Here is a 12551-nt window from a genome sequence, read left to right as displayed (position 1 = left end):
CATATTTGAGGAATACGCTGATAGAGAAAGTGATATTGTTACCGGCCTGGTACAGCGTATTGAACCAAGGCAGATTATCATTGATTTGGGCAGGACCGAAGCGATATTACCCTCAGTTGAGCAGGTGCCCACGGAGAGGTACCGGATAGGGCAAAGACTCAAGGCCATTATCCTCGAAGTGGTCAGGACCAGTAGAGGCCCCCGGGTGATACTGTCACGCTCGCATCCTGACTTGCTGCGCCGGCTTTTTGAGATGGAAGTGCCTGAAATTCTTAACGGTACCGTGGAATTGAAAGCAATTTCCCGTGAGGCTGGCTCACGGAGCAAAGTAGCCGTAGTCGCACTTCAGGAAGGAGTTGACCCGGTTGGTTGCTGTGTCGGCTTGCGTGGTATCAGGATACAGAATATTGTTAATGAGTTAAATGGTGAAAAGGTTGACGTAGTTCTGTGGAGTCCGGACCCGGCTGTATTTATTTCTCACTCTCTCAGTCCTGCTCAAATACTGGGTGTGTCGCTGGATAAAAGTGAGGGGGTGGCTACTGTAGTTGTTCCGGATCGGCAACTCTCACTGGCCATCGGCAAAGAGGGGCAAAATGTCCGTTTGGCGGCCAAGCTAACCGGCTGGCGTATTGATATTAAGAGTGCCTCAGCGGCGGAAGCCGAGAGAGCGGAGGCAGAAAGAGTAGAAGCAGAAAGGGCAGAAGCAGCCGAACCTCTGGCCGAAGCGGAAGAGGTATACGCTGAGGAAACTCCCTTAGAAACTCCGCCCGTTGTCGAGCCAGTTTTAGCGCCGGGCGAAACGGTTGAGCCGATGCCGGCTTTTGACAGTGGTTTTGTGCCTGTGCCAGTAGCTGCGGAAAAACCCAAACTCAGGTTTGCCGAGGATATTTTAGCCCGCGGGCCAGCTAAAGTACAGGCGAAAACGAAAAAGAAGAAAAAGAAAGGACAGCGTGAGACGGAGAGCAAGGAGGATGCGGTCGTGACCAGGAGGTCGCGCCGGGACTCTGACATCTTCCTGGATGATGAGGAATTCGAGTAGTCTTACTGCCAAGCAGCTACCGCAGCGGACCTGCCTGGCTTGCCGCCAGGTAAAGGCAAAGTCGGAGATGGTTCGTCTGGTGCGGGTAGCTGATGGTAGTGTGGAAGTTGATATTGATGGTAAGAAGAAGGGGCGCGGTGCGTATTTATGTCCTTTAGCCGGGTGCTGGAAAACCGGGCTTAAAGGTAACAGATTAGAGCACACGCTGCGGGTCATTCTTACTCAGGATAATCGGGAACGGCTGATAAAGTATGGGAAAGACCTGTATGAAGGAGTTGATTAGTGGTCAGGGCTGGTAAGCAGAGTAATATAGCGGAATCGTCAGATGAGAAGGTCACCGCCACTCCTTCATCTTCACAACCTCGCGTGATTGAAATCCCTCGCGTAATAAGTGTCGAGCAACTGGCTGAACTCCTGCAGGTCAGCGGTGTTGAAGTCATTAAGCGATTGATGAGCAACGGGATTATGGCTAATATTAATCAAACTATTGATTATGAAGCCGCTGCGGCCGTGGCGGCCCATCTTAATTATGAGGCGCACCCTCAACCTCAAAAGGGGCGGAAGTCAACCACTCTTGTCAGGGAAGCTAAAAGACAGCAGCTCCAGCAGGATAAAGAACTCGGTAACCTCAAGCCGCGTCCTCCGGTGGTTACGGTCATGGGCCATGTTAACCACGGTAAGACCAGGCTGCTTGATGCTATCCGTAAGACTCATGTTATGGATACTGAAGCCGGAGGAATCACCCAGCATATTGGTGCTTATCAGGTGGAGATTGACGGTCAAAAAATTACCTTTCTGGATACTCCGGGACATGAAGCCTTCACCGCGATGCGCGCCCATGGCGCCCAGATAACCGATATTGCCATTCTGGTGGTGGCGGCTGATGACGGAGTAATGCCCCAGACCCTGGAAGCCATCAATCATGCTCGAGCGGCTGGAGTGCCTATCGTGGTGGCGATTAACAAGATTGATAAGGCTGATGCAAACCCGGAATTGGTCAAGCAACAGCTAAACGAGGCCGGTTTGCTGATTGAGGAATGGGGCGGTGATACGATTTGCGTTCCGATTTCGGCCAGGGAGAACCTGGGCGTCCCCGAGTTGCTGGAGAACCTGCTGATTGTGGCTGAGATGGAGGAGTTGAATGCAGACCCGGCCCGTCCCGCGGAGGGAGTGGTTATCGAAGCTAAGATGGACAAGACCAAGGGGCCGCTAGCTACGGTACTGATACAGAACGGGACCCTTCGACCGGGCAACACGGTGGTTGTCGGTAATACCTGGGGCAGGGTCAAAGCCATGTTCAATGACCTTGGTAAGCAGGTGAGGAAAGCGGAACCATCTACCCCTGTCGAAATTCTCGGCTTAAACAGCGTGCCTCAGGAAGGCGATACCATGACGGCTGTTGCCGGTGAACGGCAGGCAAAAGCGTTGCTTGAGAAGCGTCAAACAGAGATGCAGGCCGGGGCGGTATCGTCAAGGTCAGTGACTCTCGGTAATCTCTTTGAGCAGGTTAAAACCGGACAGGTAAAAGAACTCAATATTATTCTCAAGACTGATGTACAGGGTAGTATTGAACCTATAGTAACTTCTTTGGAGCAGTTGTCCACTGATGAAGTTAAAGTCAGGATTATTCACAGCAGCACCGGTAATGTTACTGAGAGTGATGTTATGCTGGCGATTGCTTCTAAAGGGCTTATTATTGGTTTTAATGCCGACTCTGAACCAGGAGCGCGGAGACTGGCTGCCCTGGAGAGTGTCAGCATCCGTAATTATGACGTGATTTATAACCTGCTGAATGACATAGCCAAGGCTCTAAAGGGTATGCTGCAACCCACTAAGGTTGAGGTAATTGATGGACGGGCTGAGGTAAGAGCCGTCTTTACCGCCGGTAAGAGAGAGAAAGCCGCCGGCGTCTATGTTACTGAAGGCAAAGTGACCCGTGGCGTCTCGGTCCGGGTGCGGCGCGGCACGGAAGTGGTGCATGAATCTATTGTTATTAGTCTCAAGCGCTTTAAGGATGATGTCAGAGAAGTAGCGACCGGCTACGAGTGTGGCGTGGGCGTCAAAGACTTTAATGATTTTGAAGTCGGCGATATCCTGGAGTTTTTCAGGATTGAGGAAGTCATCTAAAGGGAAACAATTATGCCGCATCGTATCGAGCGGGTGAATAGCCTCATTCGTCAGGAACTCAGCCAATTGCTTCAGCGCCAGGTCAAAGACCCCCGGCTGGGCACTTTTATTACGGTGACCGAGGTTATCACCTCTGCCGACCTGAAACACGCCCGGGTATTTATCAGCCGCCTGGGCAGCGAGGAAGAAAAACGGGAGACGCTGAGTGTGCTGGCCTCAGCCTCAGGGTTCTTGCGTAAGGAACTGGCAAAAAACCTTAAATTACGCTATACCCCAGAGCTCAGCTTCCAATGGGATGAATCAATTGAACGCGGGGACCATCTCCTGCAACTGCTGGACGCGGTTACCTCAGATGAAGACGAAGCTTTGAGAACTTCGGGTTCCGGCGAAGATTAAAGCTGTCACGCTAACTGTTTGAGGCGGTTTTTCATAGCCAGATTATAATCAGAGACGAGGGTCGACTGTGGACGGAATTTTCAATATCAATAAGCCCCCGGCCAGGACTTCCTTCAGTATCGTGGCTATGGTGAAATGGCTCAGCGGGGAACGGCGGGTCGGTCATGCCGGTACGCTGGACCCGGCGGCTACCGGTGTCCTGCCGGTTGCTGTTGGCCAGGGAACGCGTGTCATCGAGTTTTTAGTAGGGAGCACCAAGACTTATCGCGCTGAGATCGAGTTAGGCGTGGCTACCGATACTTATGACGCCGATGGTATGGTCGTGCGGCGCGGTGACCCCTCGGGTGTCACTCGGGAACATCTGGTTTCAGCTCTGGCTTCTTTCCATGGCTTAATCAAGCAGACCCCACCCATGTATAGCGCGGTGAAGTACCAGGGTAAGCCTCTTTATAAGCTGGCAAGGGCGGGTATCACGGTTGAGCGGAAGAGTAGATTGGCGGAAGTCCATGACCTGAAGCTCGTGGACTGGCAACCACCTGTAGCTACCGTAGAAATAATCTGTGGTAAAGGTACTTATATCCGTTCTCTGGCTGATGATTTGGGGCGGCTTCTGGGGTGCGGGGCTTATCTGAAGAGTTTGATGCGGGTGCGGTGTGGCCCTTTTGATATCGGCGGTGCGCTTACTCTGCCTCAACTCGAGGAGGCGTTCCGCTACGGCTACTGGCAGCAGTTTATTCATCCCGTAGATAGCGTGCTTCTAAATTATGCAGCCGTGGTCGTTGGCGCTGATGCTGAACAAAATATCAGGAACGGGCGTCCCTTGCACCTGGCGAATGATGATGAAGGTGAGGGGAGGGAGTGCCCGGAACAAAACCGGCCCGCTTCTGAAAATTATTGCCGTGCCTACGCTCTTGACGGGGACTTCCTAGGTGTGTTACGCTTCAACTCTGGAAGAGGGCAGTGGCAGCCAAAGAAAGTGTTTGTCTAGCCGGACACTTTATCAGGTTGCCGGCGGAGGCAAACAGCTTCCTGATTGCCCGTGTACGATTTGGGATAAGCCGTTGGAGTCAGTCATGACTGATCGATGGCTGGCGTTTGGAGAGGATTCCCGTACTCGGGTCAGGTGTTTTGCCGTTAGTGGATAGCTCGGAATGACTGGAACGGGAAAGCTTGGGAAAAATTCTTTAACTGGCTTCTTGTTGCTAAGGAGGATATTCAGACGTTGGGTAAGATAAATGTAGCCGTGATTGGGGTTGGTAATTGTGCTTCTTCACTGATCCAGGGTGTGCATTACTATAGTAAGGCTAAAAAGGGTGAGTTTGTCCCCGGCATTATGCACGTTAATCTGGGTGGCTATCATATCAATGATATCAATTTTGTGGCCGCCTTTGATATTGATCGGAACAAGGTGGGTAAAGACCTGGCGGAAGCGATTTTTACCCTGCCGAATAATACCTTTAAGTTCACTGATGTCCCGGCTACGGGGGTTATCGTTCAGCGGGGCATGACCCATGATGGACTGGGTAAATACCTGTCTCAGATAATCAAGAAAGCTCCCGGACCAACCTCTGACATAGTGAAAATTCTCAAAGAAACACAGACTGACGTTGTGCTTAATTACCTGCCGGTGGGCAGTGAAGAGGCGACCAAGTGGTATATCGAGCAGGTTCTGGCGGCGGGTTGTGGCCTTGTCAACTGCATCCCTGTTTTTATCGCCCGTGAGAAGTACTGGCAGGAGCGCTTTATTGAGAAAGGGTTACCGGTTATCGGCGATGACGTAAAATCGCAGGTGGGCGCCACTATTGTCCACCGTGTGCTGACCCGGCTGTTCGGGGACCGTGGTGTCAAGCTGGAACGGACCTACCAGCTGAACTTTGGCGGTAATACTGACTTTCTTAATATGCTGGAGCGGGAACGCCTTGAGTCCAAGAAAATATCCAAGACTAACGCCGTCACTTCTCAGCTGGACTATCCCCTTGCCGAAGAGGACGTTCATGTTGGCCCCAGTGATTACGTCCCGTGGCTGACTGACCGTAAATTCTGTCATATCAGGATGGAAGGGCGTACTTTTGGAGATGTTCCTCTAAACCTGGAGCTCAAGCTTGAAGTCTGGGATAGCCCTAACTCAGCCGGAGTGGTTATTGATGCTATCAGGTGCTGTAAACTTGCCCTGGACCATGGATTGAAGGGAGCCTTGACATCCCCCTCAGCTTACTTCATGAAATCACCGCCTGTCCAGTACACGGATGATGAGGCCCGCCGGATGGTGGAAGAATTCATCACGGCAAACCGGTCAGAGAAAGTAAAAGTTTCCGCGAAAGTAACACCGGAGTAAAAAGGCTGTTGAATGACCGGTTCTGCTTCAATGTTTGGTGTGCTGAAAAAGCATAAAGACTTGTCCGGCAGTTTCTTAGATAAGATGGCGGGTTTCAGGTAGCGGCTTATGAAAATAGCCTTGGTTTCGCCTTATGACTTTGCTTATCCCGGTGGTGTTACCAATCACATTTCAGCATTAGAAAGTTATTTAACCCGGATGGGGCATGAAGTGAAGGTTATTGCCCCCGTATCCAGAGCCGTCTCTACTTTCGGTGACAGGTTTATCCCCATTGGCAAGCCCCGCCCTATTCCTACCAGTGGTTCCATTGCCCGGATTACCTTGTCGGTCAGGCTGGCATCGACGATCAAGGCTGTTCTTGAAAGAGAGCGCTTTGATATCGTCCATCTTCATGAGCCTTTCATGCCGATGCTCTGTAGCGCCGTGCTCCGGTTTTCAAATTCAACCAATGTCGGTACTTTTCACGCTTTTAACGGAAGACCCGGTTATAAATTAGGCTGGCCTATCGGTAGCTTAGTATTGAAGAGACGGTTGTGTAAGCTTGACGGTAGAATTGCCGTGTCCGGGTCAGCCCGGGATTTTGCCATCAAATATGTTCCCGGAGACTATAATATTATTCCTAATGGCGTTGATTTGGAGCACTTCTCGCCGGATGTGGCCCCGATCGGGGAATTTTGTGATGGGAAAAAGAATATCCTCTTTGTCGGGCGTTTGGAGCGGCGTAAAGGTTTGAATTATCTCATCAAAGCTTACCGGCAGGTCAAACAGGAAGTCCCGGAATCACGCCTGATTGTGGTCGGCCCCGGCGCCAGGCCGCGCAAAAAGTATGAGAGGTGGATTAAGCGGTGGGGCTTGAAAGACGTTGTTTTTCATGGTTATGTACCCTATGCCGAACTGCCCCGATATTATAAAACGGCCGACGTTTTTTGCGCCCCGGCCACCGGCCGGGAGAGTTTTGGCATTGTTTTACTGGAGGCTATGGCCGTAGGCACGCCGATTGTGGCGACCAATATTGATGGTTATACCAATGTGGTGACCCACGGTGAAGAGGGCTTACTGGTGCCGCCGAAAGATACCGGCAAGCTGGCCGATGCCCTGGTCTCCCTCCTTAATAACGAAACGCTCCGGCGGCAGATGGGCGATAAGGGGAAGGCGAAAGCCCAGGAGTATGGCTGGGAGCGGGTTGCCCGAAAAGTGTTCGATTACTATGTCACTGTTCTTAACGGGTCGCCACGGCAGAATAATACCGGAACGGGAAACGGCTCGAATCATAAGGATAAAATCCTGGAAAGGTGTGACCAGTGATAAAATTAGCCGAAGCTCGTAAGAGCCTGGCTTACCACTTCACCCAGCCGGCGGTCCGGCTTCTGGCTAAAGCGCCGGTAACCCCCAATTTCATCAGCTGGTTTGGGTTTTTGGTAACCGCCGGGGCTGCGGCGCTTATTATTACCGAGCACTTTTTCGCCGCCGGGCTGGTGGTGCTTGTTGCCGGTTTTTTTGATATACTGGACGGGGCGTTAGCCCGCAGCACGAATCGCGTAACCCGCTTCGGCGGTGTCCTTGACTCCACCCTTGACCGCCTGTCCGAGGCGGTGCTGTTGCTCGGGATTATGCTCCTGTACGCGGAAAGACAGTCGGTCGGTGGGATAATGGTTGCCGGAGTCGCCCTGGTTGGTTCACTAATGGTGAGCTATGTCAGGGCGAGAGTTGAGGGGATAGGTCTTGAGTGCCCGGTGGGCCTGTTTACCCGGTCAGAGAGGGTGGTGGTACTGGTGCTCGGGCTTTTAGTGAACCAGCTTATCATAGCTTTGTCTATAATCATGGTATTTAGCTATATTACGGTTGGGCAGAGGCTGATTTATGCGTGGCGGCAAACAAAAACTCAAATAAATTTGGGGGGGGAGTGATGCCAGTTATTGCTGTTATCGGAGCTCAGTGGGGAGATGAGGGGAAGGGAAAAGTGGTTGATATGCTTACGGAAAAGGCCGGCGTGGTCATACGCTTCTCCGGTGGGGATAATGCCGGACATACCATAATTAATCCCTGGGGTAAGTTTGCCTTACATCTGGTGCCGTCCGGTATTTTTTCGCCGAAGGCTATTTGCCTAATCGGTAATGGAGTGGTGGTTAATCCGGGCGCTCTTATTGATGAGGTGGAATTGCTCAACCGCTGCGGCGTCGATACTTCCCGGTTGCTTATCAGTGACCGGGCCAATCTGATTATGCCCTATCATATTTTACTTGATGGACTGGAAGAAAAATGGCGCGGCGGCAAGGCGATAGGGACAACCGGTAAGGGTATCGGCCCTGCCTTTGCTGATAAGGCAGCCCGGCTGGGAATCAGGGCCGGTGACCTTCTGGACAAGGAAGCGTTTTTGGAACGGCTGCGTACTATCCTTGATTATAAGAATGCTATCTTAACCAAAGTCTATCAGGTCAGTCCCCTTTCCCTGGATGAAATCTATCAACAGTATTGCCAGTATGGAGAGCGTCTGTCTCCTTACATTCAGGATACAACGACACTGGTTGATGAAGCGCTGGCCAGAGGGGAGATGGTGCTGCTGGAAGGCGCCCAGGGGACGATGCTTGACCCTGATTTTGGTACTTATCCTTACACCACTTCTTCTTCACCGATGTCAGGAGGAGCCTGCCTGGGTGCCGGTATCAGCCCGGTCAAAGTAAACGGTGTTCTGGGCGTTTTCAAAGCTTACTGTACCCGGGTGGGCGGTGGGCCGATGCCTACCGAGCTTAAGGATAAAACCGGCGACCTTATTCGAGATCTGGCCCACGAGTTCGGCGCTACAACCGGGAGACCCCGGCGCTGTGGCTGGTTTGATGCCGTTGCCGCCCGCTTCAGCGCCCGGCTTAACGGCTTTACCGGCGTGACCCTTACCCGCCTTGATATTCTGGATACCTTCCCGGCGCTGAAGATATGCGTGGGCTATCAACTGGACGGGAAGGATATTGATTATTTCCCCAGCAGTATCGCTGCTTTAGAAAGATGCCAGCCCATCTATGAAGAGCTACCCGGCTGGCAGACCCCTACCACTCATATCCGGAAGTATGAGCAGTTGCCCGCGCAAGCCCGCCAGTATATCGCCAGATTGGAAGAGCTTATTTCCTGTCCGGTCAATCTGATCTGTGTTGGCCCTGAGCGTGATGAAGCCATCCTGAAGAGCCCGATACTCTGAAGCGCTGAAATGCGCGTGGCGATTTTAGCGTATTCTTTAAGGGCGCTTAGCAGTAATGAAACGGGTTAGTTTGTTTGTCATTGCGAGGGCGAAGCCCGAAGCAATCCGCCACCCCGAGAAACGGATTGCTTCGCTACGCTCGCAATGACGATCATACAATTTAAGTGATACAAGCTACTGGTTCTCTTTGACAAAGACTGACTTGCCGCCGGTGTCGCCGCTGGCGGCAGCCCCGATGCGTAACAGCTTTGCCGGACTGTTGCCGACGTTCCTCAGCGAATGGACTACATCGGTCGGGCAGTAAATGAGGGTGTCCGGACCCACTATCTCTTCCCGTCCGGCCAGCGAAGCCAGGATTTCTCCGCTGATGACATAGTAAGCGTGGTCGCAGGCTGGTGTCAGGTCGTGGTAGTGTGGCTCGATGCCTCCCCCCGGCTCAACCTCATCAAGCACCACCCTGAGGTGCATGGAACCGTCTTCTGCGGGGCGGATTAGCTCGTAGGCAATCAAATTGAAGTGCCCTTCCAGATTGGTTATCGCTGCTTTATCCTTGGCTTTACTGAATAACCCTTTGCTGGCAACCATCTATATTGTACTCCTGCTCTTTAATCATAGCTTGCCTGTCCAGGTTCCTCGCTTGCGGACTGGAAGGGCGGTAAGTCGAAATAAGCTGCTTCAGGGCTAGGTCAGGACGGGAATAATTCCTTGAAGGCGGGCGCCGCTGTGTAGACGGGGCCTACTCCATTAATGTACTGGGCTACCCTCAATGCTTCGACGACTTCCTCTTTGGTAGCGCCGGCATTCAGCGCCTGCTGGGCTAAAGACTTCACCCCGTTGGTAGTCCCGGCGACGGCATCCAGAGCCATGCCAATGAGGCATTTGACCTTGCGGGGCAGGGCGCCGTCAGATAGAGCCAGCTCGTTGGTATTTTCAATAAGTTTGGCAAACTTGGGGTCGAGTGTTTCAAAAATCTTTATCGGTCCTTCTACCATTGTGTTGCCTCCTCTCTAAATGCCTGAGTAAAATTATCTAATTGGTACGCCTACCGGCAGGTCAATCTGGTACTTTTTCAGAGTGTCCCTGATAAAAGCCGCTGATTTTTCATCAGGTTCGGTCAGGGGAAGCCGTGGTTTCCCCGCCTTAAAGCCGATCTGGTTAAGGGCGTATTTTACCGGTATGGGATTGGAGACGACGAACAGCGCGTTAATCAGGGGGGTGAGATGACGGTGAATGGCGGCAGCTTTCGCACTGTTACCGTTCAGGAAACTGTCAACCATTTCCTTTATCTGCTTACCGACGAGATGCGAGGCGACGCTGATTATCCCGTAACCGCCTACTGCCAGTATCGGCAGGGTATCACCGTCATTGCCGCTCCAGACGATAAAATCGTCACGGGTGTTATTGATTATTTGAGTTATCTGCTCAATGTTGGCGCTGGCCTCTTTTACGCCGATGATATTATCAATCTGGCTGAGCCTGACCACCGTCTCGGCGGACAGGTTGGTGATGGTGCGTGAAGGCACATTGTACAGGATACAGCGCAGACTGGTACTCTGGGCGATGGTCTTGAAGTGCTGGTACAGTCCCTCCTGGGTGGGTTTGTTATAGTAGGGGACAACCAGCAGGCAGGCATCCACGCCGATTCTCTCTGCCTCTTTCGTTGCTTCCATGGCTTCAGCGGTGCTGTTACTGCCGGTGCCGGCAATTACGGTTCCCCGTTCCCCCACCGCCGCCTTGATTTCACGGAAGAGGCGTAGTTCCTCCTCCCGCACCAGGGTAGGTGATTCCCCGGTAGTGCCCACCACTACCAGCCCTTCACTCCCCGAGTCGAGTAAGGCTAGTGCCAGCTTTTTGGCCTGTTTATAATCAACTGCCCCTTCCTCATCGAAGGGGGTTACCATCGCGGTCAGCAGTCGCCCTAATTTCTTCATTTTCCTCTCCTATCGTCGGCCGCAACCATTCGTTTTTGACCATTACCTCGGCAATCTGGACAGCGTTCAGTGCCGCTCCCTTGCGCACATTATCGGCGACAACCCACATCGCCAGTCCCCGGGCATTGGAGGCATCCTGGCGGATACGTCCCACGTAGACTTCATCAGTGCCGGCGGCTGCCCATGGCTGCGGATAAAGGCTGATGACCGGGTCATCCAGCAGCTTAACTCCGGGAGCCTGAGTCAGGATTTGACGCGCCTCTTCAGGAGAAATGGACCGGGAAAATTCTACATGTACGGCTTCGCTGTGCCCGGTGAATACCGGTACCCGTGCGCAGGTCGCCGAAATAGCGATATCACTGGCGTGCATTATCTTCCTGGTTTCACTGACCATTTTCCACTCTTCTCTGGTATAACCGTTGTCCAGGAAGACATCAATCTCCGGCAGGATGTTAAAGGCTATCTGGTGGGGGTAGACATGGGGTACCGTGTTTTGCCCGTCCAGTATCTGCTTGCTCTGTGTGGTCAGCTCTTCTATGGCGGCCGAACCGGTGCCGGATACCGCCTGGTAGGTGTCAACAATGATACGCTTTATCGGGTTGACCTTGTGCAGCGGATACAGCGCCACCACCATCTGAATGGTGGAGCAGTTAGGGTTAGCGATAATCCCCTTATGCAGCTTAATATCTTCAGGATTGACCTCGGGCACTACCAGCGGCACGTGAGGGACCATTCTAAAAGCAGCGCTATTATCGATAACTACGGCTCCTGACTGGGCGGCTATCGGCGAGAAATGGTGACTGATTTCGGTACCTGCCGAGAACAGGGCGATGTCTATTGCCCGGAATGACTCGGCAGCAGTCTCCTTGACTTCAATCTCCTGATGGGCGAAATACATCTTCTTGCCCGCGGAACGGTCCGAGGCGAAGAGACTCATTGATTCGACAGGGAAATTACGCTGCTCCAGTACTTTAATGAACTCTTGCCCGACAAGTCCGGTAGCCCCGACAATAGCTAATCTGTAACTCATTTTGTCTCCTGTAAGTTGAGCAAAATATCCAGCCCGTAAACCAACCCCTGGCGTTTGACCACTTCCTTGATGGCCAGTATCACGCCCGGTACGTAGCATTCCCGGTTAATAGTGTCATGGCGGATGCTCAGTGTTTGTCCGGCGGCTCCCAGTATTATCTCGTGGTGCGCCATGAGACCCGGTAGCCGTACACTGTGGATGGGGATTCCTTCCACCTGCTCTCCGCGGCTGCTTGAGGCCTGCTTCTGCTCCGGTGGTTGCTCAAACGGCTTGTTCCGGGCTTGAGCCATGGCTCTGGCGGTTGATATGGCCGTCCCCGATGGCGAATCCACTTTCAGGTGGTGATGCAGCTCGACGATTTCTGCATAGTCGAGATATCTGGCGGCTATTTTGGCCAGGTGCACCATGAGGACTGCTCCCAGGGCAAAATTTGGCGCTACCACCGCCCCTACTTTGTTGGCTTTAGCCAGCCGGTCAATCTCATCAATATCATCAGCCGTGAG

At 52.6% G+C, this 12551-nt stretch carries 14 protein-coding genes; 9 read left to right on the top strand and 5 right to left on the bottom strand.

The genetic code is table 11. The features are described from left to right. The 9 genes from nusA to Q8Q07_07160 form a co-directional block, all read left to right on the top strand. A partial coding sequence (gene nusA / locus Q8Q07_07200; GenBank protein MDP3880069.1) for a transcription termination factor NusA occupies window positions 1-1039 on the top strand: 1039 nt, incomplete at its 5' end. Continuing rightward, complete coding sequence (locus Q8Q07_07195; protein ID MDP3880068.1) at window positions 1020-1322, top strand: YlxR family protein; 303 nt, start codon at window positions 1020-1022, stop codon at window positions 1320-1322. The genes nusA and Q8Q07_07195, both read left to right, overlap by 20 nt. Further along, the gene (gene infB / locus Q8Q07_07190) at window positions 1322-3166 is read left to right on the top strand and encodes a translation initiation factor IF-2 (protein ID MDP3880067.1); all 1845 of its coding nucleotides are present in this window, start codon (window positions 1322-1324) and stop codon (window positions 3164-3166) included. The genes Q8Q07_07195 and infB overlap by 1 nt, the downstream gene beginning before the upstream one ends. Window positions 3167-3178: 12 nt before the next feature. After that, on the top strand, window positions 3179-3562 hold the full coding sequence (rbfA, locus tag Q8Q07_07185) for a 30S ribosome-binding factor RbfA (protein MDP3880066.1): 384 nt from the start codon (window positions 3179-3181) through the stop codon (window positions 3560-3562). 67 nt (window positions 3563-3629) lie between these two features. After that, on the top strand, window positions 3630-4550 hold the full coding sequence (gene truB, locus Q8Q07_07180; protein ID MDP3880065.1) for a tRNA pseudouridine(55) synthase TruB: 921 nt from the start codon (window positions 3630-3632) through the stop codon (window positions 4548-4550). Window positions 4551-4784: 234 nt separating this feature from the next. Continuing rightward, window positions 4785-5897 carry an inositol-3-phosphate synthase gene (locus tag Q8Q07_07175; GenBank protein MDP3880064.1) on the top strand — a complete coding sequence of 371 codons (1113 nt, stop codon included), beginning with the start codon at window positions 4785-4787 and terminating at the stop codon, window positions 5895-5897. A 108-nt stretch (window positions 5898-6005) separates the two neighbouring features. Further along, on the top strand, window positions 6006-7202 hold the full coding sequence (locus tag Q8Q07_07170) for a glycosyltransferase family 4 protein (GenBank protein MDP3880063.1): 1197 nt from the start codon (window positions 6006-6008) through the stop codon (window positions 7200-7202). Next, complete coding sequence (locus Q8Q07_07165; protein MDP3880062.1) at window positions 7199-7804, top strand: CDP-alcohol phosphatidyltransferase family protein; 606 nt, start codon at window positions 7199-7201, stop codon at window positions 7802-7804. Before Q8Q07_07170 ends, Q8Q07_07165 begins: the two co-directional genes overlap by 4 nt. After that, complete coding sequence (locus Q8Q07_07160) at window positions 7804-9087, top strand: adenylosuccinate synthase (GenBank protein ID MDP3880061.1); 1284 nt, start codon at window positions 7804-7806, stop codon at window positions 9085-9087. The genes Q8Q07_07165 and Q8Q07_07160 overlap by 1 nt, the downstream gene beginning before the upstream one ends. A gap of 174 nt (window positions 9088-9261) precedes the next feature. On the opposite strand, the gene Q8Q07_07155 is transcribed toward Q8Q07_07160, so the two are convergent. The 5 genes from Q8Q07_07155 to dapB all read right to left on the bottom strand — a co-directional run. After that, window positions 9262-9672 carry a cupin domain-containing protein gene (locus tag Q8Q07_07155; GenBank protein MDP3880060.1) on the bottom strand — a complete coding sequence of 137 codons (411 nt, stop codon included), beginning with the start codon at window positions 9670-9672 and terminating at the stop codon, window positions 9262-9264. Between the two features lie 101 nt (window positions 9673-9773). Next, entirely contained in the window at window positions 9774-10079 is a 306-nt protein-coding gene (locus Q8Q07_07150) for a carboxymuconolactone decarboxylase family protein (protein MDP3880059.1), read from the bottom strand. A gap of 33 nt (window positions 10080-10112) precedes the next feature. Further along, complete coding sequence (dapA, locus tag Q8Q07_07145; GenBank protein MDP3880058.1) at window positions 10113-11018, bottom strand: 4-hydroxy-tetrahydrodipicolinate synthase; 906 nt, start codon at window positions 11016-11018, stop codon at window positions 10113-10115. Then, complete coding sequence (locus Q8Q07_07140) at window positions 10969-12048, bottom strand: aspartate-semialdehyde dehydrogenase (protein MDP3880057.1); 1080 nt, start codon at window positions 12046-12048, stop codon at window positions 10969-10971. The genes dapA and Q8Q07_07140 overlap by 50 nt, the downstream gene beginning before the upstream one ends. Continuing rightward, on the bottom strand, window positions 12045-12551 hold a 507-nt coding region (gene dapB, locus Q8Q07_07135), incomplete at its 5' end, for a 4-hydroxy-tetrahydrodipicolinate reductase (protein MDP3880056.1). The genes dapB and Q8Q07_07140, both read right to left, overlap by 4 nt.

Source organism: Dehalococcoidales bacterium, assembly GCA_030698765.1.
GTDB lineage: Bacteria > Chloroflexota > Dehalococcoidia > Dehalococcoidales > UBA2162 > JAUYMF01.
This window is presented reverse-complemented; position numbering and strand designations above follow the sequence as displayed.